The sequence below is a fragment of the Rhizobiaceae bacterium genome (assembly GCA_023953845.1).
In the GTDB taxonomy this organism is placed as follows: Bacteria; Pseudomonadota; Alphaproteobacteria; order Rhizobiales; family Rhizobiaceae; genus Arvimicrobium.
Map to the genome: position 1 here is coordinate 2,901,969 of JAMLJC010000001.1, position 25,728 is coordinate 2,927,696.

Consider the following 25,728-nt stretch of genomic DNA (forward strand, 5'->3'; position numbering starts at 1 on the left):
CATCGGCCGGCATAAGGATTCGTTAAACCTGCGGTAAAGAATCCTTTGAAAGGCCGCGCCTGACCGGCTTTCGCCTTAAGCAAAGGTTCATGCCGGCTTGCTATCCGGGCATGAACACGGGCAGGCTATGAAACTGGTTTTCGCAACGTCGATCGTCCCGGACGGCCGGCAGACCTCCGGATACGAGATCGCCAATGCGGCGATCATCGATGCCCTTCGCCGCGCCGGCGTCGATGTGACCGTCGTCGGCTTTCTCTGGCCCGGCCGCAAGCCTGCCGATCCCGAAAGCACGATCGTGCTGGGCGCAGTCGATGTGCGCACCGATGCGGCTCCGCTGCCGACCAGGCTTCGCTGGCTCGGCAAGGCGGTGCTGTCGGGTCTCACTTTCTCATCCGCCAAGCTTCGCGAGGTGACGCCCGCGACCCTGCACGAGACGCTCTCGGCACTGGAGCCGTTCGACGGCTACGTGCTGAATTCGGTGCAGTTCGCCGGCGCCTTCGAGGAGTGCTTTCGCGACAAGCCGTCGCTTTTCGTCGCCCACAATGTCGAGCACAAATCGGCGGAGGAGAACGCCTCCGCCTCCGCCAGCATGTTCCAGCGGTTGCTGTTCCAGCGCGAGGCCGGTCTTCTCAGGCATCTCGAAACCCGCCTCTGCGCGCGGGCGCGATTTGTCTACACGCTGGCCGACGAGGATCGGGCCGCGCTCGGGGTCGCCTCCGACGACCGCTCGGCGACGCTGCCGCAGGTGACGCGCGCCGCGCCGCCGCCCGCGCCCGCGCCGCGCGACGTCGGTTGCGAGGCCGCGCTGATCGGCACCTGGACGTGGCAGCCGAACCGCATCGGGCTCGACTGGTTCCTCGGCAAGGTCGTGCCGAATCTGCCCGGCGATTTCCGCATACGAATTGCCGGCAACGTGCCGGCCGGGCTGACGAGCGAGGCTGCGAATGTGGAGTTCGTGGGCCGCGTTCCGGACGCCACGGACTTCGTGCGCAGCGCCGCCGTCGTGCCGTTGATCAGCACCGCCGGCAGCGGCGTCCAGCTGAAGACGATCGAGGCCTTCGAACTGGGCCTGCCGACCGTGGCGACGAGGCATTCGCTGCGCGGCATCGACCATATGCCGGCAAACTGCCGCGTCAGCGACGATCCGCAGGAATTCGCGAGGCTGCTTGTCGAAACCGCGCGTTCCGGGCGGGACGTGGACGGCCGCGACTTCTACGCGCGGCAACGCGAAACGCTTGATCTGCGCATCCGGCGCGGGCTGGCGGCGATGGGAGACACAAGGCTGGGGAAGGTTGCTTGAACGCGCACGCCAAACCAGGCCCTGAAATCGTCGTGCCGCGGCGGATCATCGCCGGCGTGGCCGTCGCCGCGCTCCGTCAGGCCGAGGCGATCGCCCTTTTGCAGCAACGCCTCAAACACAGGCATTTCACCAGGGTGGGCTTCCTGAACGCCCATATCTCGAACATCGCCTGCGCCGACGGCCGGCTGATGGCGGCGCTTGCCGATTTCCTCGTGCTGCCGGACGGCGTGGGCGTCGACGTCGCCTCGAAGATTCTTTACGCCGAGCCGTTTCCCGACAATCTGAACGGTACGGATTTCGTCCCGGCGCTGCTGAAGGCCACCGGCCGGAGCCTGTCCGTGGGGCTGCTTGGCGCCACGCCGGAAAACGTCTCCGGGGCGACGAAGGCGCTGGCAACGATGGCGCCCCAGCACCGCTTCCACCTGATTTCCGACGGCTTCTATTCTCCGCTCGACGAGCCGCGCATCCTGGCCGACCTCGCTCGGATCAGGCCTGACATCCTGCTCGTCGCCATGGGCGTGCCGAAGCAGGAGCTTTTCATCGCCCAGCGCATCATGGCGGAGCACACCACCATGCCTTTCGCGGTCGGCGCGCTGTTCGATTTCCTCTCCGGCGCGGTGCCGCGCGCGCCGCTCTGGATGCGCGACATGAGGATGGAATGGCTGTTCCGGCTGGCGATAGAGCCGGGCCGCCTCTGGCGCCGCTATATACTCGGCAATCCGGTGTTCCTGATCCATGTGATGCGCCAGAAGCTCACCGGCGCCTGGAGCACGCCATGAGCCGGCATTTCGTTCCCGCCGGCCCGCTGGAGGGCATGGAGGCGACAGTTGCAGCCGGTCATTCCAATGCGCTGGTAACCGCCAGCTACGCACCCGACTTCGAGCGCTGCCGCCTGCTGTGCGAGACGATCGACCGTCACGTGACCGGCTTCGGGCGTCACTACATCCTTGTCGAAAGCCGCGACGTGGCCTTGTTCCGGCAACTGGAAAACGCGCGGCGCATCGTCGTCGACGAGCGCGACCTGCTGCCGTCCTGGCTGCGGCCGTTCGACGACCCGACAAGCGGCGGCCGCCGCCGCGTCTGGCTGAGCTGGCGCTCGGCTCCGCTGCGCGGCTGGCACGTCCAGCAACTGCGGCGCATCGGCATCGCCGCTCATATCGGCGAGGATGCGCTGGTGTTCTGCGATTCCGACGTGGCGTTCCTGAAGGCTTTCGACTGCGCCGCCTTCTGGCGCGACGGAAAGCTGAGGTTGCTGCGCCGCGACGGCGCGCTGGCGCGACTGGAGACGGGCGACCATGCGGTCTGGTCGCGCAATGCGGGTTTCGTGCTCGGCATCGACCCCGCGCAGCAATCCGCACACGATTACATCTCGACCGTGATCGCCTGGAAGCGGTCCACCGTGATCGACATGTGCAGGCGCATCGAGGCCGTCCGGGGCACCGGCTGGGCCGCGGCCATCGCGGCGCGGCGCAAATTCTCCGAATGCCTGATCTACGGGCGCTACGTCGACGAGGTGATCGGCGGCGAGGGGCATTTCGCTTCGCCCACCGAGTTCTGCCGCGTTCACTGGACCGGCGGCGCGATGGATGACGGCGAGTTCCGCGCCTTCGTTTCCGGCATGGCGCCAGAGCAGGTCGCCATCGGCATGCAATCCTTCATCGGCACCGATCTTGAGCGCATCCGCAGGTTGATCGGCGAAAGCGCCTGACCGATCCGGCCGCTCAGAAGGTTCGTGCGGGGCGGCCGAGCGCCGCGTAGGTGAAGACGGCCGATGCCAGATAGAGCGTCAGGAAGGCCGCGTTGAGCCACAGGACGAGGCCGTCCGCCGCCATCGACGGCTGGATCAGCAGATAGAGCACGAGCGCCTTGATCGCCGCGAGCATGCCGAGGCTGACGATGCGCAGCAAGGTCTGGCCGCGCGCGTAGAGCAGTTCCGCCTGATATTCGATGAGGTTGCGCAGCCCCGGCACGAACAGCGCCAGCCCGATCAGCGGCGCGGCCTGCGAAACGTTGCGGCCGAGCGCGTTCGGGAAGAAATGCAGGACGACGGCCATGGCCAGGAGGCCGCATGTGGAGACGGCGAATATGCCGGCTTCGATGCCCGCCTTCCGTGCCAGGCTGCTCAGCATCTCAGGCGAGCGCATCATTTTCTGCACCAGCATCATGGAGAAGGTGCGCACCGGTATCGCCGTCAGGTCTACCAGCCGCATGACGATGGCGTAGATGCCTGCCAGCGCCGGCCCGCCGAAAGCGAGCACCAGAAGCTTGTCGAATTCGGACTGGAGATAGAAGAGCACTTCGCTGGCGCCCACCGTGACCGCGTCGCGCATCCGGCGCCAGTAGAGACGCGGCCGGATGCGTATGCGCTGGCGCGGGTAGGAGGTGACGACGCCAGCCGCCAGCGTCGCGGCGTTGGCGATGAGGTAGAAGACGGACCATGTCGCCAGATCGTGAGCCGGCCAGAAGGCGAAGGCGGCGGCGGCGAGCGTCCTGAAGCCTGTCCCGGCGACGACCAGCAGCGCGCCGCGCCCGAAGCGGCGGATGCCGTTGTTCACGATCACCACCGCCTCGAACGGCCGCCACAGGAGCGCTTCCGCCACGATCACCGTCGCGAATACCGCAAGGGCGAGTTCCTTCGCGAAGAATATCCCGTATGTCGCGAGCGACGCGGCTGCGAGCAGCGGCAGCGACGCCAGAGACATCAGGAGGAAGCCGCCCGTATAGGTTCCGATCAGGCGCGGCTTGACGCTGGCCGCGCGGTAGAGCGGGGATATGAAGCCGAAGGCGAGCAGCCGGGAGAGCATGACGCCGGCCGCGCTCGCCGTCGCGAACAGGCCGAAATCCTCGATGGTCAGCGAATTGGCGAGCGCCACGAAGTAGACGAGCGAGAAGACCAGCCGTCCGGCCGAACCGCCGAGCGCCGAGAAATAGCCGCGCAGAACCTCCCGCCGCTCGGCGATCAGCGTGCCGATCCGGCTCATTGTGCGCGCCGCCGCGGTGTTTGCGACATCGGTCATGGTCGAAAACCGCCTACACCAGAAAGTTTAAGGCGCGGTGTGCGAACACCCGCATTTCGACCGCTCGTTAACCATTTGTTTCCTACGCCTGTTTAGCGTGCCTTAACGAATGGCCATCTGAGTCCCGGATGGCGGCATAGCCATTGGCATCCCGGATGGTCGAAAGCGGAAAGGCAGGCGCGACGAAGGAGCGGAAATCGCTCCTCGCCTTCAGCCGTGGCCGCGATGCCGAAGCAGCTGAAGCCGATCCTGTCTCGAACTTCGCCGAGGATGCCCAGGCTCGCCACCGTCTGGCGCGATCCCGTCGCGAGGCGCGGCGCAGCCCCATACTCGAGGCGCTCGCGGTCGGCGAGGAGGATACGGACGGGCATGGGCGGGAGGTCGATGCCGACAGAGAGCCGCAGGTCTCAATCCCGGATTCCGCGCCGGCGGCGGAGGCCGTCAGCGCCGGCCCACGGCGGGAGACGGTGTCTCTCGAGCCCGTGTCGCAACCGGTTCGGCAGGAAGGCATTGCCGACCGCGTCAAGTCGTTCGTATCCGGCTGGCGCGAACCGGACCCGGACGCGCCCGCGAAGCAGTTCGCCGTCGATCCCGTCTCCGATCACGACCATTTCATCGGCCGCGACGATCTCCGCGAGCGCGAAACCGCGCCGCGCGAGGGCGAGACGGAGATCTGGACGCCGCTGATCGACCCCTTGAAGGTGATCGGCCGGGTTGTCGATTCCAAGCTGCTCATCGTCTCGACCACGATACTGGGCGCCCTGATCGGCGTCGCCATCGCGCTGCAGACGCCGAAGAAGTACGAGGCCATAACCGAGCTGCTGGTCGACCCGCGCGACCTGAAGCTGTCCGAGCGCGACCTGACCGTGCAGGGCCTGCCCTCCGACGCGACACTGGCTATCGTCGAGAACCAGGCGCGCATTCTCACCTCCGGCACGGTGCTCAACAAGGTGGTCGGAGACCTGAAGCTCGACGCCGATCCCGAATTCAACGGTCAGCAGAAATCCTTCGGACTGGGTGCCTTCATCGCCGAATTGCGGTCGATCCTGTCGCGCGGCGATGGCGCCGGCGACAGCGTCGACTACCGCCGGACCATCGCCATCGAGAACCTGGCCCGCGCGCTGACGGTGGAACGCGGCGGCAAGACATTCGTGATCACGATCGGCGTCGCGACTCTCAGTCCGCAGAAATCCGCGCTCATCGCCAACACGATGACCGACGTGTTCCTCGAAACCTACGGCCAGATCCAGTCGCAGACCGCAGGCCGCGCCGCCGACGAACTGACCGCCCGTCTCGACGAGCTGCGCAAGGGCGTCGAGGACGCCGAACGCAAGGTCGCGACGTTCAAGGCCGAAAACGACATCATCGATCCGCAGGGCCGCCTGATCACGGACGATGAGATCATCAAGCTGAACGACCAGCTTTCGACGGCCCGCGCCCGCACGCTTGAACTCAATGCGCGGGCAGCGTCCGCGCGCGATGTCGATGTCGATTCGGTGGTCGCGGGAGCCATTCCCGAAAGCATCAATTCCAGCGTTATCGGCGAGCTTCGCTCGCAATACGCATCCCTGAAGAACGAGGCCGACCGCATCGCGGTGCGGCTCGGGCCGCGCCATCCGGAGCGTCAGGCGATGGACGCGCAGCTGGCCGGCGCGCGCGACCAGATCGCGACCGAGCTGCGCCGCATCGCCTCGTCGGTCCAGGTCGAGCTGAAGCGCGCCGTCGAGCTGGAGCAGCAGCTTGCGCAGCGACTGGCGCAGCTCAAGGTCCGCCAGGGCGACATGAGCGGCGAGCTGGTGCAACTGCGCGAACTGGAGCGCGAGGCCTCGACCAAGCGGGCCGTCTACGAGGCCTATCTCCTGCGCGCCCGCGAGACCGGCGAGCAGCGCGACATCAACACCGCCAATATGAGCGTCATCTCAAAAGCCTATCCGCCGCTCGATCCGAGCGGACCATCGCGGTCGATGATCGCGCTTGCCGGCATGTTCCTCGGCTTTGCCTCCGGCGTCGGATTCGCCATGATGCGCGGCGCCTATGAGAGCCTGCGCGACCGGCGGCGAGCGGTGCAAGGCGCGCGACCCCAGCCACCGGCGCCACGCGGCGATGGACCCCGTCCCGCAAGGCGCATGCCCGGTGGCGGCGCGGCGGTCGCCGAGGGCGGCCTGCGGGAAAATCTCCGCAGCGCGGCAGGCGCCCGCGCCACCTCCGACGATAGCCAGCCCGTCAGCGCCGAAAACAAAGACACGACATCCAGCGAGGATAGTTCGATGCACACCCGTCCCGTGGACTTCCATTACCCCTACGCAGGCGAACCCGTGTCGCCGGCAACTCCCGCATGGGCTCAGGAGGCCCCGCCGGCGCCTTATGCCGAGCAGATGCCGGCCTATGCCCATCCGGCTCAGCCGCCCCTTTATCAGCAGCAGGCCTATGCCCAGCCGCAGCCGGCATCCTATCCGGCGCCCTATGCAGGCTATGCCCCTCCGGCCTATCCACAGGTTTCCGCGCCGTCGGCCGCCTATGCGCCGCCTATGCATCCGGCGCACGCCTATGCCCCGCAGCCCGATCCGCGCATGCATCCCGGGCATTGGCAGGGCTACGGCGCGCCCGCCGCGCCGCAGCACGCGCCGGTCCATGGCGCGGCGCCGGCGGCACCCTATCCGCCATCCCGCGCCTATCCGCCGCAGGCCTACGCACCCGCTCCGCAGCCGCGCGCGGCCAACCAGCCGATTCCGTTCCCGGTCCGCAACGTGCAGGCAGTCGACGCGCCGCAGCCCGCCAGTCAGACGCTGACCGAGCAGGAGACCTCCAGCGCTATCGCCGATATCCGCGCCAGTCTGGCGGAGTTCCGCGAGGCCGTCCGGGACTTCACCGAAAGCCGTCAGCGCCGCCGCTTCTTCTGAGCGATTTCGTCGCGGTTGCGAGTTTACGGCACGGGACGGCGCAATGACGTGATTGCGCCGTTCGTTTTTGGTGGATATGCCGGCCTCAACAGTGGTCGCGAGGACAGAGCATGGCCGAGATCATCGATGGCAGGCGTATAGCCGACGACGTCGTCGAAACCGTCAGGAAGCGCACAGCGGAACTCGTCGCCGCCGGCCACTCCGCGCCCGGTCTGGCCGTGGTCATCGTCGGCGAGGACCCCGCCAGCCAGGTGTATGTAGCGTCCAAGTCGAAGAAGGCCAAGGAGTGCGGCTTCCATTCCGTGCAGCACACGCTGCCGGCAGAAACCTCGGAGGAGACGCTGCTCAGGCTGATCGGCGAGCTGAACGCCGATCCCGCGATCCACGGCATTCTGGTGCAGCTGCCGCTGCCGGCTCATCTAGATTCCGGCAAGGTCATCCAGACGATAGCGCCCGAGAAGGATGTCGACGGCTTTCATTTCATCAATGTCGGCAAGCTCGGCACCGGCGAGACGAAGACCGCTTTCGTGCCCTGCACGCCGGCGGGCTCGATGATCCTCATCGAGCGCGTGCGCGGCAAGGATCTTTCCGGCCTCAATGCCGTCGTGGTCGGACGCTCCAACATTGTCGGCAAGCCGATGGCGAATCTGCTGCTCGCCGCGAACTGCACGGTGACGATCGCCCACAGCCGGACGAAGGATCTGCCGGCGGTCTGCCGCGGCGCCGACATTCTCGTCGCCGCCGTCGGCCGGCCTGAGATGATCAAGGGCGACTGGGTGAAGCCGGGCGCCACCGTCATCGACGTCGGCATCAACCGCGTTCCCGCGCCGGAGAAGGGCGAGGGCAAGTCCCGTCTCGTCGGCGACGTGGATTTCGCCGGCGCCTCCGGGCGGGCCGGGGCCATCACGCCCGTTCCGGGCGGCGTCGGCCCGATGACGATCGCACTGCTGATGGCGAACACGCTGGTATCGGCCAGCCTCGCGGCCGGCCTCGACCGTCCGACATTTTGAGGGCTAGGATCAGGACCGGCTGATTTGACTGGAATGGCTGTCGAGATGGCGAGAGATGCGAGGAAAGGCCTGAGAAGCGGGGTAGGCGCCCCCGTCGAAGGCTTTGACGCGGCGGGTCGACGCCAGGTCGACAGCCATTCCAGTCAAATCAGCCGGTCCTGACCTAGATGGTACATCGGACGGCGCTGCGTGATTTTGCCGTTCCGATGGAGGCGTCGGCCATGACCGAGCCGCAGCAATCGGGCCGGCAGTTCGCCTTCCTGCTGGTCGACAAGTTCTCCATGTTCTCGCTGGCCGCCGCCATCGATACCGTGCGCTCGGCCAACCGCCTGCTCGGCCGCGACTTCTATTCCTGGACGACGGTCTCGGCGGATGGCGACGCGGTGATGGCGTCCAACGGTCTGCCGTTGAAGATCGACTACAGCGTCGCCGACATTCCGCCCGTCGACATTCTCTTCGTCTGCGTCGGCCTGACGACGGAGTTTCCCGGCAAGAGCAAGGTTCTGGGCGCGTTGCGCAGCTGGGGCCGCCGGGGCGGGGCGCTGGGCGCTCTGTCCGTCGGCTCCTATCTGCTCGCCGAGGCCGGCCAGCTCGAAGGCCATCGCTGCACCATCCACTGGGAGAACCGCGCCGGCTTCATGGAGCGGTTCCCGGAGATCGAATGCACCGGCAACGTCTTCGAGATCGACCGCAAACGCTATACATGCGCCGGCGGCACCACCTCCATCGACCTGATGCTGGAGATCGTGCGTTCGGATTTCGGCGTCAACCTCGCCAACGGCGTCGCCAACCAGTTCCAGCACGAGCGCATCCGCTCGGCCGGCGACCGCCAGCGCGTCGGCCCCGAGCGCGACCTGACCGGCAAGTCGGAGAAGCTCAGGAAGATCGTCGAGCTGATGGCCGACAATCTCGACGAGCCCTATTCGGCGGTGGAGCTCGCCAAATCCGCCAAGCTCTCCGTCCGGCAGGTCGAGCGGCTTTTCCTGCGGCATCTGAACGTCACGCCGGGGCGCTATTACATGCGCCTCAGGCTGGAGCGAGCACGCGAACTGCTGCGCCAGACCAACATGCCGATCCTCGACGTGGCCATCGCGACGGGCTTCACCTCGCATTCCTATTTCGCGCAGAGCTACCGTCTGCAGTTCGGTCGCCCGCCGAGCGAGGAACGCCGCACGACGTATTGAGCGCGTTCCTTCCGCAGCGTCAACATTTGCTTGTATCCTTACGGTTGCGCCGATAGCCTGCATTGCACGCGTCAAGCGAGCGGGGGAGCATGTTGGCAATTCTGCGCACTGTAGGAATGTTGCTGGCGCTTCTGCTGGCGACGGCGGCTTCGCTGGCAGGCGAACGGGCAATCATCGTGCTGGATGCCTCGGGCTCGATGTGGGGCCAGATCGGCAGCAAGCCAAAACTCGAAATCGCGCGCGAAACCCTGCGAACGGTGCTGAAGTCCATACCCGCCGATATGGAACTGGGCCTGATCGCCTATGGCCATCGCGAGAAGGGAAGCTGCGAGGACATAGAGCTGGTGGTTCCGCCGGCAACCGGCACCGCCGCCACCATCATCGATGCGGCCGAAAAGATGCGCTTTCTCGGCAAGACGCCGCTGACCGCCGCGGTCAGGCAGGCGGCGGAATCGCTGAGATTCACGGAAGAGAAATCGACCGTCATCCTCATCACCGACGGGCTGGAGACCTGCAACGCCGATCCCTGCGCGCTGGCGACGGAACTGGAGCAGGGCGGCGTCGACTTCACCGCTCATGTGGTGGGATTCGGGCTATCGGAGGAGGAGGGCAGGCAGGTCGCCTGCCTCGCCGAAAACACCGGCGGCAAGTATCTGCCGGCGGCCGATGCCGGCCAGTTGACCGACGCGCTCGAACAGGTGGTGCAGGCTGAGCCAGCCCCCGCGCCGCAGCCTGCGCCCGAACCCGCGCCGGATTTCAACTTCGCTCCATCCGCCACCATGTCGGAAGGCGGGCCGGAACTCGGCCGGGACGACAATTTGGTCTGGGAGGTTTATGCCGCTAATGCCGATGGCTCGCGCGGCGAGAACGTCGTCACCGACTACTATGGCGGCTGGAAAGGCAGGCTGGAGCCCGGCGACTATATCGTCAATGCGCGGCTCGATCATGCCGCTGTCGAACAGAAGGTCACGATCGAGCCTGACAAGGTTGCCACGCCGCATTTCGTACTCGATGCCGGCAGGCTGGTGATCCGCGCAAGAGCCAGCGAGGGCGCCGCGATCGCGGACAATGCCGCCATCAACGTCCGCTATCCCAGTGACGGCGACACCACATATTACGGCGAGATGAAGGCCGTGTTTCCAGCTGGAGAACAGGTCCTGACGATCAAGCTCGGCGACGGCGCGGTGACGGAGACGATTGCGCTCAAGGCCGGCCAGACGATCGAGAAGGACGTCATCGTCGGCGTCGGACGCGCGGTGGTCAATGCGCTCTATGCGGCCGGCGGCGACAGGGTGGATTCCGGCAACATGTTCACGCGGATATTCAAGGCGAAGAAGAAGATCGACGGAACGCGGGAGGAGCTCAGCTACGCCTACGGTCCCGACGCCGCTTTCGATCTTCCGGCGGGCGATTATGTGGCGCTGGTCGCAATGGACCAGGCGGCAGTCGAACAGCCGTTTTCGATCAAGGTCGGCGAGCGTCAGGACGTGACCGCGGTGCTCGATGCGGGCGTCCTGGCGATCTCCGCGCCGGGCGCGAAATATATCGAGGTGTCCGGCGCGGCGAAGGACATACAGGGCAACCGCAAGCAGTTCGGCTATGCCTTCGCCGAAACGCACCAGACGACCCTGCCTGCGGGCGACTATGCGGTCTCGGCGGAGCGGGGCGATCCCGCTGTGAAGACCGAGGCTCCCGCCACGGTCAAGGCCGGCGAGAGGACCGAGATCACCGTCCCCTAGGCATCTCAGACGCCCTACGCCGCGAAGGCGGTCGCTCCATGATCGGCGCGGCCGGCGAGCTGGCGGAAGCCGGCGAAGAGTTCGCGGCCCATGCCATGCGCATTGGCGGCGAGGTCCGGCACGAGACTGGGCCGCGCTTCAAGCTCCCCTGCCGGCAGCAGCACCTCCAGCGTGCCTTCCTCCGCGTCGAGCCGGATGAGGTCGCCGTCGCGGATGCGGCCGATCGGGCCGCCCTCCACCGCTTCCGGCGTGACATGGATCGCCGCCGGCACCTTGCCGGACGCGCCCGACATGCGGCCATCCGTGACCAGCGCCACCCTGTGTCCGCGATCCTGCAGCACGCCGAGCACCGTCGTCAGCTTGTGCAGTTCCGGCATGCCGTTGGCCCGGGGACCCTGGAAGCGCACCACGGCGATGAAATCGCGGTCGAGATCGCCCGCCTTGAAGGCGTCGTTCAGCGCCTGCTGGCTGTCGAAGACGATCGCCGGCGCTTCCACCAAGCGCCGCTCCGGCTTCACCGCTGACACCTTGATGATGGCGCGGCCGAGATTGCCGCCGAGCACCTTCAGGCCGCCCGTCGCCTGGAATGGCTTCGCCGCCGTCGAAAGCACCTTTTCGTTGCCGCTTTCCTTCGGCGCGGGCCGGCGTTCCACGGTGCCGTCCGCGCCGAGCAGCGGCTCGATGGCGTAGGGGCGCAGCCCTTCGCCCCAGACCGTCTGCACGTCCTCGTGCAGATAGCCGGCGTCGAGCAGTTCGCGGATCAGGAAGCCCATGCCGCCCGCCGCATGGAAGTGGTTCACGTCGGCGAGCCCGTTCGGATAGACGCGCGCCAGCAGCGGCACATGGTCGGAGAGGTCCGAAATGTCCTGCCAGGTTATGGTGATGCCGGCGGCCGCCGCCATGGCGATCAGATGGATCGTATGGTTGGTCGAGCCTCCCGTCGCGTGCAGCCCGACAATGCCGTTGACGATGGAGCGCTCGTCGATCATCCGGCCGACGGGCGTGTAGGCGTTGCCGAGCTGCGTGATGGCCAGCGCGCGCTTCGCCGCCTCGCGGGTGAGAGCATCGCGCAGCGGCGTGTTCGGGTTGACGAAGGAAGCGCCCGGCGTGTGCAGGCCCATGATCTCCATCAGCATCTGGTTGGAGTTCGCCGTGCCGTAGAAGGTACAGGTGCCGGGGCCGTGATAGGACTTCGATTCCGCCTCCAGCAATTCGGCCCGACCGACCTTGCCCTCCGCATAGAGCTGCCGCACCTTCGCCTTCTCGTCGTTGGGCATGCCGCTGGTCATCGGCCCGGCGGGAATGAAGACGGCCGGCAGGTGGCCGAAGGTCAGCGCGCCGATGAGGAGGCCCGGCACGATCTTGTCGCAGACGCCGAGATAGACGGCGGCGTCGAACATGTTGTGCGACAGGCCGATGGCGGTCGCCATGGCGATGACGTCGCGCGAGAACAGCGACAGCTCCATGCCCGGCTGGCCCTGCGTGACGCCGTCGCACATTGCCGGCACGCCGCCCGCCACCTGCGCCATGCCGCCGGCCTCGCGCGCGGCCTGCTTGATGAGCGCCGGAAAGGTCTCGAAGGGCTGATGCGCCGACAGCATGTCGTTGTAGGAGGTGACGATGCCGAGGTTCGGCACGCGGTCGCCGGCAAGCATCTGCTTTTCGGCCGGCGAGCAGACGGCAAAACCGTGGGCGAGGTTGCCGCAGCCGAGCACGGCGCGGTTGGCGGTGGTGCTCGCCGCATGCAGGATGCGGTCGAGATAGGCCTCGCGCCCCAGCCGGGAACGCTCGCGGATGCAGCGGGTAATGGCTTCGATCTCCGCGCGTGCGCTCATCGTCATGATCCTTCCTTGCGTCGCGGGCGCATGGCCGCCGTGCGGCGCGCGATCCGCTGCGTCAGCCGGTCGACGGACCTCCGAACCGTCACCCGGCCGTCCAGAAAACCTCCACTTGGGGTGCGCTGCCGATCACCGTGGCGATCGGCTTGCGCGGCTCGCCGCTCTTCTCCAGAGCGGCGTCCAGCGCCTCTTTCTTTGCCGGGCCTTCGATGTGCAGGACCAGCGCGCCGGCCGAGACGATCGCCGGCAGCGTCATTGTCAGGCGCGGTTCGCCCGCGCTTTCCGCATGGACCGAGGCGACCTTCCGCTGGCCCTTCGGATCGACGAGGGCCGCGAGGTTGGGGGCATCCGGGAACATGGATGCCGTATGCCCGTCATTGCCCATGCCGAGCACCGCCACGTCGAGCGGCCACGGAGCCTTTGCGAGGGCCTCGCCCGCAAGCCGCGCGCCTTCCTCCGGATCGTCCGCGCCATTGTAGAGCGGCACGAATTTCGCCCGCCGCGCCGCGTTCTGAAGCAGATTCGACTCCACCAGACCCTGATTGGAGCGCGGCGAGGAAGGCGCGACGAAGCGCTCGTCGATCAGCGTGACGGTGATCTTCTCCCAATCCAGCGCGCGCTTCGACAGCACCTGGAAGAAAAGTTTTGGCGTCGAGCCGCCGGAGACGGCGAGGAAGCCCGCGCCTCGTGCCGCAACCGCTGCCGTGAGGCGAGCGCTCACCAGATCGGCGAGTTCCTCGGCCAGCGCGGCGGATGATGCGGCAATGTGCCAGTCGAGTTCGGCCACGGCGCTCACTCGCTCTCGTGCCATGTCCTGCCGTCGCGCTCAATGAGCGCGATGGCCGATGAAGGCCCCCAGGTGCCGGCCGTATAGCCCTGCGCCTCCTGCCGGTTGTCCTCCCACGACTTCTGGATGGGATCGATCCATTTCCACGCCGCCTCGACCTCGTCTCGGCGCATGAACAGCGTCTGGTTGCCGCGCACGACATCCATGATGAGGCGCTCATAGGCATCCGGATTGCGGCCGGCGAAAGTGTCGGCAAAGCTGACGTCGAGCGGGATGGGTCTGAGCCGCATGCCGCCCGGTCCCGGATCCTTGATCATGATGAACTGCTTGACGCCTTCATTCGGCTGCAGCCGGATGACCAGCTGGTTGGCCATGATGTTGCCGGCGCTGTCGCCGAAGATGTTGTGGGGAATCTGCTTGAATTCGATCACGATCTCGGAGACGCGCGAGGCGAGCCGCTTGCCGGTGCGCAGGTAGAAGGGAACGCCTGCCCAGCGCCAGTTCTCGATCTCCGCCTTGATGGCGACGAAGGTTTCGGTGCGGCTTTCCTTGTTGCCGAGTTCCTCGAGATAGCCCTTCACCGCGCCGTTGGCCGATGCGCCGGCCTTGTACTGGCCACGCACGGTCGTTTTCGGCGCCTCGTTCCCGTTGATGCGCTTCAGGGAATTCAGGACCTTCAGCTTCTCGTCGCGCACCGCATCGGCGTCCATGGACGAGGGCGGCTCCATGGCGACGAGGCAGAGAAGCTGCAGCATGTGGTTCTGCACCATATCGCGCAGCGCGCCGGCCTTGTCGTAATAGGTGATGCGGTCTTCGAGACCCACGGTCTCGGCGACGGTGATCTGCACGTGATCGACATGGGCGGAGTTCCACAGCGGCTCGTAGAGCGCGTTGGCGAAGCGCAGCGCCATCAGGTTCTGCACGGTCTCCTTGCCGAGATAGTGGTCGATGCGGAAGATCTGCTGTTCCGCGAAATTGTGCCCGATGACGTCGTTGAGCTCCTTTGCCGAGGCGAGATCGCGGCCGATCGGCTTCTCGACCACGATGCGCGACTGCGGCGTCACGAGCTGGTGCTCCCGCAGATGCTGGGAGATGTCGCCGAAAAGCTGCGGCGCGACCGCCATGTAGAAGACGCGCACGCGGTCGCTCTGGCCGATCTCCTTCTTCAACGCCGCGAAACCGTCGCCCGACATGGCGTCGACGGTCACATAGGTGAGGCGCTTGAGGAACGCGTCGACCTCCTTCTTGTCCAGCTCGTCGGCCTTGACGAAATCCTTGAGCGCCTTGTGGGCAAAGTCCCGGAACTGCTGGTCGGTCAGCTTGCTGCGCGACGCGCCGATGATGCGCGTCGGTTCGGAAAACTGCCCCGCCACCTGACGGTGATAGAGCGATGGCAGCAGCTTCCTCTCGGAAAGGTCGCCTGTTCCGCCGAAAACGATGAAGTCGAACGGGTCAACGGGTATTGTCTGGCTTGTCATCGTGTTTCCAGTGCCGAGCTGGCTGCGGCGTCGCCAACATATCTAATCGATTTAAAATTGCCAGTGCCAAGGTGTCGCATCTGCGCCCTTGACACTGTTCCCACCGAAAGCTTTGTGAACTGCGATGGTCGATCCGCATTTTGCGCGGCACCATAAAGCGCCGGTTTGGCGGCACAAGGGAGAATTCCATTGAGCGAGCTTTACGTCCCCTTTTTCCGCGAGGTCGCGCAGTGAGCAGGCTGAAGGACAAGGTCGCCATCGTCACCGGCGGCGCGTCGGGTTTCGGCGAAGGCATGGCCCGGCGATTCGCGGAGGAGGGCGCGAAGGTGGTGGTCTGCGACCTCAACGCCAGAGGCGCCGAGCGCGTCGCGGCCGACATCGGAAAGAGCGCCGTGGCGGTGACGACCGACGTCTCGCAGAAGTCCGAATTCGTGGAAATGGTCGAGGTCGCCATGAGCACGTTCGGGCGCATCGACATCATGGTCAACAATGCCGGCTACACGCATCGCAACGGCGACATGCTGGCCGTGTCGGAAGAGGCGTTCGACCTGATCTACGCCGTCAACATGAAGGCGATCTACTACGCGGCGCTGGCGGTGGTGCCCATCATGGAGAAGCAGGGCGGCGGCTCGATCCTGACGACCGCGTCGACGGCCGGACTGAGGCCGCGTCCGGGTCTGACATGGTACAACGCCTCGAAGGGCTGGGCGATCACCGCGACCAAGTCGATGGCGGTGGAACTCGCACCGAAGAATATCCGCGTCAACTGTCTCTGCCCCGTCGCCGGCGAGACCGGCATGCTGGCGCAGTTTATGGGCGAGGATACGCCGGAGCTCCGTGCCAAGTTCCGCGCCTCCATCCCGCTCGGCCGCCTTTCGACGCCGCTCGACATCGCCAACACGGCCCTTTGGCTGGTGTCGGACGAGGCGGAATTCATCACCGGCGTGGCGCTGGAAGTCGACGGCGGGCGCTGTATCTGATCAGGCTGGCGGACAGGGAAGAGTCCTTCCCACTGCGGCACAACGACAAGAAGACGGGAAACGCCATGCACAAGGTCGCCATCAGCGGAACGGGCGTTTTCACGCCGGACGAGATCATCACCAACGCCGAACTCGTCGCGGCCTACAACGCCTACGCGCATCGCCAGAACACGCTGCATGCCGCGGCGATCGAGGCGGGCGAGCGCGAGCCGCTGCAGATGTCGTCGGAGGAATTCATCGTCAAGGCGTCCGGCATCGAGCGGCGACACGTCATGGACAAGGCCGGCGTGCTAGACCCCGGCATCATGCATCCGATGCTGCCGGAGCGCGCCGACGAGGAACTGTCCATCATGGCGGAGATCGGCGTGAAAGCGGCCGACGAGGCCATGCGCAAGGCAAACGTCACCGCCGCTGACATCGACGCGGTGATCTGCGCCGCCTCGAATCATGAGCGGCCCTATCCGGCCATAGCCATCGAGATCCAGCAGGCCCTCGGTATCGAAGGTTTCGCCTTCGACATGAACGTCGCCTGCTCGTCCGCTACCTTCGCCATGCAGGCGGCGGCCGACATGATCCGGTCGGGCTCCGCCCGCGCCATTCTCATCGTCAATCCGGAAATAACCTCCGGGCATCTGGAATGGCGCGACCGCGACTGCCATTTCATCTTCGGCGACGTCTGCACGGCCTCCGTCCTCCAGCGCGGGGATCTGGTGACCAGCGACAACGCCTGGGAAATCGTCTCCACCCGCTGCCTGACCGAATTCTCCAACAACATCCGCAACAACAACGGCTTTTTGCGCCGTTCGCATGAGGGCCACATGGCCGACCGCCGCGACATGCAGTTCCGGCAGGAGGGCAGAAAGGTCTTCAAGCAGGTCGTGCCGATGGTTGCCGGGATGATGCTGGCGCATCTTTCGGACGAGAAGATCGCGCCCGAAAACCTGTCGCGCATGTGGCTGCATCAGGCCAACAAGGGCATGAACGACCTGATCGGCGCCCGCGTTCTCGGCCGCGAGCCGAGCCGGGCCGAGCAGCCGAACATACTTCAGGACTACGCCAATACATCCTCGGCGGGGTCGATCATCGCCTTCTCGAAGTTTTCGGACGACCTGCCTTCAGGCGCGCTCGGCGTCATCTGCTCCTTCGGCGCAGGCTATTCCGTCGGCAGCGTCATTGTCCGGAAGGTGTAGCGGTTCAGATACGATCCCTCAGCGCATACCAGTTGAGCGCGAGGAAGAGCAGCGGCGCGCGGAAACGCCGGCCGCCGGGAAAGGCGGGGATTTTGATATCCTCGAACAGTTTGAGCCGGTCGCGATTGCCTGAAACGGTCTCGGCGTAGAGTTTCCCGACGAAGTTGGAGAGCATCACGCCATGGCCGGAATAGCCGCCGACCGAAATGACGTTGGGCATCACCTCGCGCACGAAGGGCTTGCGCGGCATGGTGATGCCGACATAGCCGCCCCAGCCATGGGTGATCTCGACATCCTTCAGCGCCGGGTAGATTTCCGCGATCTGTCGCCTGATCTGGTCGGCAATGTCCTTCGGGTCGCTGACGGCATAGATCTCGCGGCCGCCGAACAGCAGGCGACCGTCCTTCGTCTTGCGGAAGTAGCGCACAACGAAGCGGGAATCGTCCACCGCCTCGCCGCCGGGCAGCACCGGGCTGTCCGCGCCGAGCGGCACCGTCGCGCCGATGAAGGAGCCGATCGGCATGACATGCGCGGCGCTGACCGGCTCCAGATCGCCGCCATAGGCGTTGACGGCGACGAGGCATTTGTCGGCCGTGATGATGCCGCGCGGCGTGCTGACCAGAACCTTGCCGCCGTCCGACGCGATGCCGGTCGAACGCGTGTTCTCGAAGAGATGCGCGCCGGCGGCCGCCGCGACGCGCGCAGTCCCCACCACCAGTTTCATCGGATGGATATGGCCGGTGCCCATGTCGCGCGTGCCGCCATAGTAGCAGGTCGAACCGAGCCGCTCGGCCGTCTCCTTCGCGTCCATGAAGCTGATGTGCGGATAGCCGAAGCGCGTCGCCATGATCTCGGCATGCGCCTGATAGTGCTTCAGATAGCGTGGCTTGTGCGCCACCGACATCTGGCCGGGCACGTACTCCATGTCGATGCCGTTCGCGGCTGCGAATTCCAGCACATGCGCCTTCGCTTCCTCGGCGAGGTCGAATAGCGCCTTGGCGCGGGTGAAGCCGTACTCGGCTTCCAGTTCCTCGGCCCAGGCGCGCTGCCCGGTGCCGAACTGGCCGCCATTGCGTCCCGACGCGCCGTCGCCGAAGCGGTGCGCCTCGATCAGCGCCACGTCGACGCCGGCCCTGGCGAGATGCGCCGCCGCCGAAAGCCCGGTGAACCCGCCGCCGATTATGACGACATCGGCTCGCCGGTCGCCGTCCAGCGCCGGGTATTCGGGCCGTTCGCCTGTGGTCGCCTCGTACCACGAGTAGCCGGGGGAGATAGGGGATTGGTAGGGCATGGTGCTAGGGGAGTAGGGGAGTAGGGGAGTAGGGGAGTAGGGGAGTAGGGGAAGATTAGGTCTTGGCGAGTTTTCGCAATAGCAGACGTAATAGCTTGCCTACACTTTCACTGCTTGTCAGGAGTGGCGCTATCGAGCCGTTGGCGGCTACCCCGACACGGTCGGCAATCAGCAGATGCGTTTCGAGCTCCTTGAGAGATCCTTGAGCAATCCTGAGAAACTGAAGGTAGGAACCGCGATGCTCGCGGCCGTAGCCTTCTGCAATGTTGGCCGGCACGGAAGTGGCCGCCCGTCGAACTTGACTGGTCAGACCATACAGTTCTTCCTTGGGCCAGGATCTGGTCATGGAGTACACGCCAACTGTCAGATCCATCGCCTGCTGCCAGACCACAAGGTCTTGATAAGAACCGGCTCTGCTGGTCATTTCCCCTACACCCCTACTCCCCTACTCCCCTACACCCCTACTCCCCTACACATTCAGCAACAAATACTCCCGCTCCCACGGGCTGATCACTTCCATGAACGTCTCGAACTCGGCGCGCTTGATGGCGACGTAGGTGGAGACGAAGCCGTCGCCGAGCATGTCGCGCAGTTCCTGGTCGGCCTCGAAAAGGTCGACCGCTTCCAGCAGGCCGCGCGGCAGGTCGATCTCGTCCTCGTTGGCGGTGGTCAGCACCGGTTCTTCCGGCTGCAGCTTGTTCTTCAGGCCGATGAGGCCACAGGCGAGCGAGGCCGCGAGCGCCAGATAGGGATTGGCGTCGGAGGATGGGATGCGGTTCTCGACGCGCCGTGCCGCCGGGTCCGAGCGTGGCACGCGGAAAGCGGTGGTGCGGTTGTCGTAGCCCCATTTGTTGTTGACGGGCGCAGAGGCGGCCTGCGTCAGCCGGCGATAGGAGTTCACATAGGGCGCGAACATCACCAGGGCGTTCGGCACATGCGCCTGCATGCCGCCGATGAAGTGGCGGAACGCATCCGTCTCCACGCCGTCCTCTCCGGAAAAGATGTTCTTGCCGGTCTTCTTGTCGATCACCGACTGGTGGATGTGCATGGCCGAGCCCGGCTGGCCCTGGATCGGCTTCGCCATGAAGGTGGCGTAGGTGTCGTGCTTCATCGCGGCTTCGCGGATGGTGCGCTTGAACATGAACACCTGATCCGCGAGCTCGACCGGATTGCCGTGACGCAGATTGATCTCGAGCTGGCCGGCGCCTTCCTCGTGGATCAGCGTGTCGATCTCGAGGCCCTGGCTTTCGGAGAAATGGTAGATGTCGTCGATGAGTTCGTCGAACTCGTTGACGCCGGCGATCGAATAGCCAGCGCCGCCCGCGATCGGGCGTCCCGAACGGCCGACCGGCGGAGCAAGAGGATAGTCCGGGTCCGGGTTCTTGCGCACCAGATAGAACTCGATCTCCGGCGCGACGACAGGCCTGAGGCCGGCCTTGTCATAGGCCGCGACGACGCGCTTCAGCACGTTGCGCGGCGTGAAGCCGACGGAGCGGCCGTCCTGATGGACGAGGTCGCAGATCACCTGCGCCGTCGGGTCCTCCTCCCACGGCACGACGGATAGGGTGGAAAGGTCCGGCACCAGCTTCAGGTCGCCGTCGTCCTCGGGATAGGAGAAGCCGTTGCCGTCTTCCGGATAATCGCCGGAAATGGTCATCATGAAGGGCGCGGAGGGCAGCGCCAGCGAGGTGTTCGAGGTGAACTTGCTCGACGGCATCATCTTGCCGCGCGCCACGCCGGCCTGATCCGGCGTGATGCATTCGATGTCCTCGATGCTGCGCCATTCCAGCCATTCGGCGGCTTCGCGCCAGTTTTTCACACCTCGGAGGTTCTTGACGAATTGGGGCGTGCGCGAACGCCCCCCACGTATCGACGGGCGCACTTCCTTCTTCGCGGGCGGCATCAATCACCAGTTCGTTGCAGATGCAGGACTATAACCTTCGCCGGCAGCGAAAGGGAAGGGCGTCCCCCCGCCGAGCTTATTGCCCGCGCCGAACCAGCCGGTCGATGACCGGCTGAAGCCGTTCCGGCGTGATCGGTTTGGCCACGACCGCATCGACGAACGAAGGCAGCGACAGGCTTTCGACCGATCCATTGCGGTTGGACAGCATGATGACGCGCGGCGTGCGCGTCTCGCTCGTCCGTTGCAGAGCGGCGATGTCCTCCATGAGGCAATCGCAATCGCGGTTCTCGACGCCGCCGTCGAGGATGATGAGGCGCGGCCGGCTGGACCGTAGGTGTCCGGATGCCTTTTCGATGCTTTCCGACTGCGCACGCAATCCGCATCGGTGCACGATCTCGGAAACGACCACCTGGTTGATGCGGGAGCGCGCCACGACGAGCACCTGGCCGTTGTCGGTTTCGAGACGCGAGCTCATTGCCACCAACCTCGCGTGGTGCACCGGATTTTTCCCGCGGCGCCTTGCCGACGAAATGCAACGAGCGCTGCCACGGTCCGGTTCATGCCGCAAGGCTATGCGAGCCCCGGAATGAACTCAACGGGCAGTTTGACGCGCGGTCGGAGGCGGGTGGAAAAGAAACCGCGGGCCGGTGTCTCCGGCCCGCGGCTGAGGAAGCGATCGTCTGGTGCGATCAGACGGCCTGCGGCTGGGCGACGACCACCGGGATCAGCAGGTCGCCCCAGTTGCCGTTGCCGCCGTGGTGCCGCGCCGAGCGCACGAGTTCGATCGAGACGCCGGCGTCGACGGCCTTCATCACCGCCTGATTGAGTCGATGCAGGTCGTTCGCCACCATGCGGATCATTGCCTGCTGATCGTCCGACATCGAGGAAGCCTGCTCCTCGGCGCGTTCCTTGACTCGTGTCCTTGGGGTCATCTCCAGTCTCCTTTCCGGGATTTGCCTGATGCGCCGGAGGCCGCCGCGCGGCCTCCGTCACATGTCCTTTATTCCGCCGCGTCCTTGTATTCCGCCGTGTCCTTGAACTGGGCGTGTTCGGTCGATTCATGCATGGCGGTGGTCGACGACTTGCCGCCGGTGATCGCCATCGACACGGCATCGAAATAGCCCGTGCCAACCTCGCGCTGGTGCTTGGTCGCGGTGTAGCCGTTGGCCTCGGCGGCGAACTCCGCTTCCTGCAGCTCCGAATAAGCCGCCATCTGGCGGTCCTTGTAGCCGCGCGCCAGTTCGAACATGCCGAAGTTCAGCTGGTGGAAGCCGGCCAGCGTGATGAACTGGAACTTGTAGCCCATCGCGCCCAGCTCGCGCTGGAACTTCGCGATGGTCGCGTCGTCCAGATTCTTCTTCCAGTTGAACGAGGGCGAGCAATTGTAGGCGAGCAGTTTTCCAGGATGCGCCTTGTGCACGCCTTCCGCGAAGCGGCGGGCCTGTTCGAGGTCGGGCTTGGAGGTTTCGCACCAGATCAGGTCGCAATAGGGCGCATAGGCGACCGCACGCGCGATGCACGGCTCCAGCCCGTTCTTCACCTGATAGAAGCCTTCGACAGTGCGGCCCGCATCGTAGTCGACGAAGGGCTGGTCGCGCTCGTCGATGTCGGAGGTGAGCAGCTTCGCCGCTTCCGCGTCGGTGCGGGCGATGACCAGCGTCGGCGTGCCCATCACGTCCGCCGCCAGACGCGCCGCATTGAGGTTGCGGATATGCGCGGCGGTGGGGATCAGCACCTTGCCGCCGAGATGGCCGCACTTCTTCTCCGAAGCGAGCTGGTCTTCGTAGTGGACGCCGGCCGCGCCCGCCTCGATGAAGGCTTTCATGATCTCGAAGGCGTTGAGCGGGCCGCCGAAGCCGGCTTCGGCGTCCGCGACGATCGGCGCGAACCAGGTGTCGACCGAAAGGCCCTTGCCTTCGGAGGTCTCGATCTGGTCGGCGCGTTGCAGCGTCTTGTTGATGCGCTTGGCGAGTTCCGGCGCGGCATTGGCCGGATAGAGCGACTGGTCGGGATACATTGCGGAAGCCGTGTTGGCGTCGGCCGCGACCTGCCAGCCCGAGAGATAGATCGCCTTCAGGCCGGCGCGGACCATCTGCATGGCCTGATTGCCGGAAAGCGCGCCCAGCGCGTTGACGAAGTTCTCCTCGTGGATGAGCTTCCAGAGCCGGTTCGCGCCCATCTCGGCCAGACTGTATTTGATCTCCACGGAGCCGCGCAGACGCTTCACATCCTCTGCCGTGTACGGACGCTCGATGCCGTCGTAGCGGCCCTTCGGCGCATTGGGAACGAGATTGTAAAAATCGGTCATATCGGTCTGCCTGCTCTCTGGTACGTGTCTATGACTACGGTTCAGCCGCTGCGATTGCCGCGTTGGCTTGTGACGCAATTTACATTGCAGCGCAAAAGAGGCCAGATTTTCTTGCGATATTGCCCGAAAAATCGGGAAAGCCTGTATTGAGTTTGACGAGAGGCTGCTGTAAAAATGTCAAAAATGTAAATTGCCACGCAGCACCAAATGTGTCACGGTTTGTAAAGAGCGGTTCGAAGTGGCTGAGCAGAAGATTTTCGCCGGTCCCCGCGTCCGCCGCATCCGCAACGGTCTAGGCCTGACCCAGACCGCCATGGCCGAGGGGCTTGGCATATCGCCCTCCTATCTGAACCTGATCGAGCGCAACCAGCGTCCGCTGACGGTCCAGCTCCTGCTGAAGCTCGCCTCCACCTACAAGGTCGATCCGGCCGATCTCCAGGGCGAGGCGAAAGGTTCCGTCGCGGCGTTGAAGGAAGCCTTCGCCGATCCGCTGCTTGCCGGCGAGCTGCCGGGGGATCAGGAACTGATCGACCTTGCCGATTCCGCGCCCAATGCAGCGGCGGCGGTCGCAAAGCTCTATCGGGCCTATCGCGAGCAGGCGCGGCGGCTGTCGGACCTTTCCGAACTGATGGCGCATGAGGGCAGGGGGGCGCCGCTGGCATCCGCGCATCTGCCCATCGACGAGGTGCGCGACGCGCTGGAAGGCCGCCCGAACCATTTTCCGGCCATAGAGAGCGAGGCGGAAGCTTTCGCGAAACTGCTCGATCCGGGCGAGGATCTGTCCGGCGCGCTGAAGGCATGGCTGAAGCGCGACCACGGCATCGTCGTCCGCGTCCTGCCCGTCGCCACCATGCCGAACTGGCGTCGCCGCTACGACCGCCACTCGCAGCGGCTGTTCATCTCCGAACGGCTCTCGCCTTTCGACCAGTTGCGGGAGGTGGCGATGGAGGCGTCGCTGATCCGCATGTCGGTGGCGATCGCGGCCGAGGTGCAGGCGCTGAAGCTCTCCTCCGACGAGGCGCGGCGGCTCGCCCGCTTCGAGCTGGCTCGATACGCCGCCCATGCCCTCATGATGCCCTATGCCGCCTTTCATCAGGTTGCGGTGCGCGCGCGCTACGACGTCGACGTGCTGCGCTCGCGTTTCGGCGTTTCCTTCGAGCAGGCCGCGATACGCCTCACCACCCTGCGGCGGCAGGGAGCGTCGGGCGTCGCCTTCTTCCTGCAGGAGATAGACAGCGCGGGAAACCGTATCCGGCGCGCCGGCGCATCGGGTTTTCCGCACAACAGCTTCGGCGGCGCCTGTCCCAAGCTCGCAGTCTACGCAGCCTTCTCGCAGCCGGGCCACATTCTGGTGGATGCGGTGGAATCGCCGGACGGGTCGAGATTCCTGACCGTCTCGCGGACGCTGGAAGGCCCGCAGGGCGCGTTCACGGAGCGCCCGCGCCGGACCGCGATGCTGCTGGGTTGCGACATGGCGCAAGCGGTCGAGACGGTCTACGCCGTCGCTTTGCCGGCCCCTGTTTCCGTCCCGGCGCAGCCCGTGCGGAGCGACGCCGCCGTCACCGCCATCGGCCCTGCCTGCCGGTTGTGCGAGCGTGTCGGCTGCCTGTCGCGCGCCGAGCCGCCGGTCACACGCCCGCTCGGCCTCGACGAGATGGTGACCGGGCTGAGCGCGTTCGACTTTCAATAGATGCAGCGCCAACGGCGTCCGGGCGCATTCGCCCTTCCGTTGACACAACATCGCCGCGACGCTGGATCACGCGCATCCCGCGGGGATTGGCTACGCGGTGACGACAGAGCGTGTCGCGCCCGGCAATGCCTGTCGGTGCATCTCCATTCAAAGTCGAGCCATGGCAGACCTCGCCACCAGCGACAGCACGGACAATCCCGCCGCCGGCGGGGAGCGCATCGGCGCGCTGTTCGTCTGCCTGTCGGCGCTGTGCTGGAGTTTTGGCGGCGCGATCGGGCGCTTCATCGAGGACGCTGACGCCTGGACGGTCGTGTTCTGGCGCTCCGCATGGGCGGCTGCTTTCATTTTCGGCTTCATGCTGTGGCGCGACGGTTTTCGCGGCACCATGCGCATCTTCCGTGGCATGGGCGTGCCGGGGATCGTCGTCGCAGCCTGCTTCGCCATAGCCTCGACATGCTTCGTCGTCGCCCTGGGCTACACCACCGTGGCGAACATCCTGCTGATGCAGGCGGGCGTTCCCCTGTTCGCGGCGCTGCTGGCCTGGGCGGTCTTCCGCGAAAAGGTGAGCGGCAAGACCTGGCTGGCCATCGCCGCCGTAATCGCCGGCGTGGGCATCATGGTGTCGGAATCGCTGAGCGGCGCGGTCTCCCCGATCGGTGACGGCCTGGCGCTGCTGATTGCCTGCGCATTCGCCGTCGCCACCGTGACCACGCGCCGCTTCGCCCATGTGCGGATGACGCCGGCCACCTGCCTAGGCACGCTTTTCGCCGCGCTTTTCGGCGCGACGCAGGCAAGCGCCTTTGCAGTTTCGGTTCCGGAAATGGCGCTGCTCTTCGCCTTCGGCGTCCTCAATCTCGGGCTGGGCCTTGCCCTCTTCGCCACGGGCGCGCGCCTCATTCCCGCGGCATTCACCGCGCTACTCGGCACCTTCGAGCCGATCCTGGGACCGGTCTGGGTGTGGCTGATCCATGGCGAGATACCGTCCGGCGCCACCATGCTCGGCGGCACCATCGTGGTCGTCGCGCTGCTCGTCTATCTCGCCTTCGAGTTCCGCCGGCAGGCCATGCCCGCCCGCCCCGGCGTGACCGGCGTGTCCACGCCCCTCTAGGGACA

General features: G+C 65.7%; 21 protein-coding genes. 11 read left to right on the forward strand and 10 right to left on the reverse strand.

Annotated elements, in window-relative coordinates:
• Positions 1-127: 127 nt before the first annotated feature.
• From M9955_14165 to M9955_14175, 3 genes are read left to right on the forward strand one after another with little or no spacing between them, the layout of a single operon-like run.
• Positions 128-1,300 (forward strand): glycosyltransferase family 4 protein, encoded by a 1,173-nt coding sequence (locus M9955_14165; GenBank protein MCO5082784.1) that lies wholly within the window; start codon positions 128-130, stop codon positions 1,298-1,300.
• A complete protein-coding gene (locus tag M9955_14170; GenBank protein MCO5082785.1) occupies positions 1,297-2,079 on the forward strand; it encodes a WecB/TagA/CpsF family glycosyltransferase in 783 nt (260 codons plus the stop codon). The genes M9955_14165 and M9955_14170 overlap by 4 nt, the downstream gene beginning before the upstream one ends.
• Positions 2,080-2,114: 35 nt before the next feature.
• Entirely contained in the window at positions 2,115-3,008 is an 894-nt protein-coding gene (locus tag M9955_14175) for a DUF6492 family protein (GenBank protein MCO5082786.1), read from the forward strand.
• 13 nt (positions 3,009-3,021) lie between these two features.
• Here the strand turns inward: M9955_14175 and M9955_14180 are convergent, their stop codons facing one another.
• A complete protein-coding gene (locus tag M9955_14180; GenBank protein ID MCO5082787.1) occupies positions 3,022-4,317 on the reverse strand; it encodes a lipopolysaccharide biosynthesis protein in 1,296 nt (431 codons plus the stop codon).
• Positions 4,318-4,472: 155 nt separating this feature from the next.
• Between M9955_14180 and M9955_14185 the strand changes: the two genes are divergently transcribed.
• From M9955_14185 to M9955_14200, 4 genes are all read left to right on the forward strand, one after another.
• Positions 4,473-7,217 carry a Wzz/FepE/Etk N-terminal domain-containing protein gene (locus M9955_14185; protein ID MCO5082788.1) on the forward strand — a complete coding sequence of 915 codons (2,745 nt, stop codon included), beginning with the start codon at positions 4,473-4,475 and terminating at the stop codon, positions 7,215-7,217.
• 110 nt (positions 7,218-7,327) lie between these two features.
• On the forward strand, positions 7,328-8,227 hold the full coding sequence (gene folD, locus M9955_14190) for a bifunctional methylenetetrahydrofolate dehydrogenase/methenyltetrahydrofolate cyclohydrolase FolD (protein MCO5082789.1): 900 nt from the start codon (positions 7,328-7,330) through the stop codon (positions 8,225-8,227).
• A gap of 221 nt (positions 8,228-8,448) precedes the next feature.
• Positions 8,449-9,411, forward strand: a complete 963-nt coding sequence (locus tag M9955_14195) for a GlxA family transcriptional regulator (GenBank protein ID MCO5082790.1) — start codon at positions 8,449-8,451, stop codon at positions 9,409-9,411.
• Positions 9,412-9,527: 116 nt separating this feature from the next.
• Complete coding sequence (locus M9955_14200) at positions 9,528-11,150, forward strand: VWA domain-containing protein (GenBank protein MCO5082791.1); 1,623 nt, start codon at positions 9,528-9,530, stop codon at positions 11,148-11,150.
• 14 nt (positions 11,151-11,164) lie between these two features.
• Here the strand turns inward: M9955_14200 and edd are convergent, their stop codons facing one another.
• The 3 genes from edd to zwf all read right to left on the reverse strand — a co-directional run bounded on the left by edd (position 11,165) and on the right by zwf (position 15,253).
• On the reverse strand, positions 11,165-12,985 hold the full coding sequence (edd, locus tag M9955_14205) for a phosphogluconate dehydratase (protein MCO5082792.1): 1,821 nt from the start codon (positions 12,983-12,985) through the stop codon (positions 11,165-11,167).
• Positions 12,986-13,073: 88 nt separating this feature from the next.
• Positions 13,074-13,799 carry a 6-phosphogluconolactonase gene (gene pgl / locus M9955_14210; protein MCO5082793.1) on the reverse strand — a complete coding sequence of 242 codons (726 nt, stop codon included), beginning with the start codon at positions 13,797-13,799 and terminating at the stop codon, positions 13,074-13,076.
• Positions 13,781-15,253, reverse strand: coding sequence for a glucose-6-phosphate dehydrogenase (gene zwf, locus M9955_14215; protein MCO5082794.1), 1,473 nt, complete (start codon positions 15,251-15,253; stop codon positions 13,781-13,783). The genes pgl and zwf overlap by 19 nt, the downstream gene beginning before the upstream one ends.
• A gap of 230 nt (positions 15,254-15,483) precedes the next feature.
• Here zwf and M9955_14220 point away from each other — a divergent pair, with 230 nt between their 5' ends.
• Both M9955_14220 and M9955_14225 read left to right on the forward strand, forming a co-directional pair.
• Positions 15,484-16,233, forward strand: a complete 750-nt coding sequence (locus tag M9955_14220) for an SDR family oxidoreductase (GenBank protein MCO5082795.1) — start codon at positions 15,484-15,486, stop codon at positions 16,231-16,233.
• Between the two features lie 65 nt (positions 16,234-16,298).
• Positions 16,299-17,423, forward strand: a complete 1,125-nt coding sequence (locus M9955_14225; protein ID MCO5082796.1) for a beta-ketoacyl-ACP synthase III — start codon at positions 16,299-16,301, stop codon at positions 17,421-17,423.
• Positions 17,424-17,427: 4 nt separating this feature from the next.
• Here the strand turns inward: M9955_14225 and M9955_14230 are convergent, their stop codons facing one another.
• From M9955_14230 to aceA, 6 genes are all read right to left on the reverse strand, one after another.
• The gene (locus M9955_14230; GenBank protein ID MCO5082797.1) at positions 17,428-18,714 is read right to left on the reverse strand and encodes an FAD-binding oxidoreductase; all 1,287 of its coding nucleotides are present in this window, start codon (positions 18,712-18,714) and stop codon (positions 17,428-17,430) included.
• 55 nt (positions 18,715-18,769) lie between these two features.
• Complete coding sequence (locus tag M9955_14235) at positions 18,770-19,138, reverse strand: four helix bundle protein (GenBank protein MCO5082798.1); 369 nt, start codon at positions 19,136-19,138, stop codon at positions 18,770-18,772.
• 45 nt (positions 19,139-19,183) lie between these two features.
• Positions 19,184-20,617 (reverse strand): glutamine synthetase family protein, encoded by a 1,434-nt coding sequence (locus tag M9955_14240; GenBank protein ID MCO5082799.1) that lies wholly within the window; start codon positions 20,615-20,617, stop codon positions 19,184-19,186.
• Between the two features lie 76 nt (positions 20,618-20,693).
• On the reverse strand, positions 20,694-21,092 hold the full coding sequence (locus M9955_14245; protein MCO5082800.1) for a response regulator: 399 nt from the start codon (positions 21,090-21,092) through the stop codon (positions 20,694-20,696).
• Between the two features lie 214 nt (positions 21,093-21,306).
• The gene (locus tag M9955_14250; GenBank protein ID MCO5082801.1) at positions 21,307-21,549 is read right to left on the reverse strand and encodes a hypothetical protein; all 243 of its coding nucleotides are present in this window, start codon (positions 21,547-21,549) and stop codon (positions 21,307-21,309) included.
• Between the two features lie 68 nt (positions 21,550-21,617).
• Positions 21,618-22,925: an isocitrate lyase gene (gene aceA, locus M9955_14255; GenBank protein ID MCO5082802.1), complete on the reverse strand. Its 1,308-nt coding sequence runs from the start codon at positions 22,923-22,925 to the stop codon at positions 21,618-21,620.
• Between the two features lie 238 nt (positions 22,926-23,163).
• Between aceA and M9955_14260 the strand changes: the two genes are divergently transcribed.
• Positions 23,164-24,615: a short-chain fatty acyl-CoA regulator family protein gene (locus M9955_14260; GenBank protein ID MCO5082803.1), complete on the forward strand. Its 1,452-nt coding sequence runs from the start codon at positions 23,164-23,166 to the stop codon at positions 24,613-24,615.
• A 160-nt stretch (positions 24,616-24,775) separates the two neighbouring features.
• The gene (locus M9955_14265) at positions 24,776-25,723 is read left to right on the forward strand and encodes a DMT family transporter (protein MCO5082804.1); all 948 of its coding nucleotides are present in this window, start codon (positions 24,776-24,778) and stop codon (positions 25,721-25,723) included.
• Positions 25,724-25,728: the final 5 nt, after the last annotated feature.

Bases quoted from the DNA above. Each gene is read 5' to 3' on its own strand.
- M9955_14165 (MCO5082784.1), top strand. From the start codon at position 128: ATGAAACTGGTTTTCGCAACGTCGATCGTCCCGGACGGCCGGCAGACC.
- M9955_14175 (MCO5082786.1), top strand. From the start codon at position 2,115: ATGGAGGCGACAGTTGCAGCCGGTCATTCCAATGCGCTGGTAACCGCC.
- M9955_14180 (MCO5082787.1), bottom strand. From the start codon at position 4,317: ATGACCGATGTCGCAAACACCGCGGCGGCGCGCACAATGAGCCGGATC.
- M9955_14185 (MCO5082788.1), top strand. From the start codon at position 4,473: ATGGTCGAAAGCGGAAAGGCAGGCGCGACGAAGGAGCGGAAATCGCTC.
- folD (MCO5082789.1), top strand. From the start codon at position 7,328: ATGGCCGAGATCATCGATGGCAGGCGTATAGCCGACGACGTCGTCGAA.
- M9955_14195 (MCO5082790.1), top strand. From the start codon at position 8,449: ATGACCGAGCCGCAGCAATCGGGCCGGCAGTTCGCCTTCCTGCTGGTC.
- M9955_14200 (MCO5082791.1), top strand. From the start codon at position 9,528: ATGTTGCTGGCGCTTCTGCTGGCGACGGCGGCTTCGCTGGCAGGCGAA.
- edd (MCO5082792.1), bottom strand. From the start codon at position 12,985: ATGAGCGCACGCGCGGAGATCGAAGCCATTACCCGCTGCATCCGCGAG.
- pgl (MCO5082793.1), bottom strand. From the start codon at position 13,799: ATGGCACGAGAGCGAGTGAGCGCCGTGGCCGAACTCGACTGGCACATT.
- zwf (MCO5082794.1), bottom strand. From the start codon at position 15,253: ATGACAAGCCAGACAATACCCGTTGACCCGTTCGACTTCATCGTTTTC.
- M9955_14225 (MCO5082796.1), top strand. From the start codon at position 16,299: ATGCACAAGGTCGCCATCAGCGGAACGGGCGTTTTCACGCCGGACGAG.
- M9955_14230 (MCO5082797.1), bottom strand. From the start codon at position 18,714: ATGCCCTACCAATCCCCTATCTCCCCCGGCTACTCGTGGTACGAGGCG.
- M9955_14235 (MCO5082798.1), bottom strand. From the start codon at position 19,138: ATGACCAGCAGAGCCGGTTCTTATCAAGACCTTGTGGTCTGGCAGCAG.
- M9955_14240 (MCO5082799.1), bottom strand. From the start codon at position 20,617: ATGCCGCCCGCGAAGAAGGAAGTGCGCCCGTCGATACGTGGGGGGCGT.
- M9955_14245 (MCO5082800.1), bottom strand. From the start codon at position 21,092: ATGAGCTCGCGTCTCGAAACCGACAACGGCCAGGTGCTCGTCGTGGCG.
- M9955_14250 (MCO5082801.1), bottom strand. From the start codon at position 21,549: ATGACCCCAAGGACACGAGTCAAGGAACGCGCCGAGGAGCAGGCTTCC.
- aceA (MCO5082802.1), bottom strand. From the start codon at position 22,925: ATGACCGATTTTTACAATCTCGTTCCCAATGCGCCGAAGGGCCGCTAC.
- M9955_14265 (MCO5082804.1), top strand. From the start codon at position 24,776: ATGGCAGACCTCGCCACCAGCGACAGCACGGACAATCCCGCCGCCGGC.